The organism is Streptomyces beijiangensis (assembly GCF_017315755.1).
Taxonomy (GTDB): domain Bacteria; phylum Actinomycetota; class Actinomycetes; order Streptomycetales; family Streptomycetaceae; genus Streptomyces; species Streptomyces beijiangensis.
Map to the genome: position 1 here is coordinate 1 of NZ_JAFLRJ010000735.1, position 401 is coordinate 401.

Consider the following 401-nt stretch of genomic DNA (forward strand, 5'->3'; position numbering starts at 1 on the left):
TGCTGCGCACTGGCGAGGGCGCTCCTGGCGTTGAGCGTGTACGGGTGATCGGGACCCAGCACGGTGACGCAGTCGGCCAGTGCCGCGTCCGCCAGCGCGACGGCACGCTCCGGGTCGCCGGCCAACTGGCAGGCGCCCGCGCAGCTGATCCGCGCGTTGAGGAACTCGGGGAGGCCCGCACGAACCTCGCCTCCCTCTACATGGTGGGGGGCGAGCCGGACCGTGCGATCCCCCTGTGCGAGGCGGTGATCGAGGAGAGCGTCCTCACGCACGGCGCCGACCACCCCGACACCCTGGCGGCCCGGCACCACCTGGCGGCCGCGTACGGAGAGAGCGGCGATCTGGAACACGCCACCGCGCTGTTCAAAGAGGCAGCCGCCGACAGCGAGCGGATCTGCGGA

At 72.6% G+C, this 401-nt stretch carries 1 protein-coding gene; it reads left to right on the forward strand.

Going from position 1 to position 401, the window contains the following annotated elements:
• Positions 1 to 44: 44 nt before the first annotated feature.
• On the forward strand, positions 45 to 401 hold a 357-nt coding region (locus J0695_RS38760), incomplete at its 3' end, for a tetratricopeptide repeat protein (RefSeq protein ID WP_307798893.1).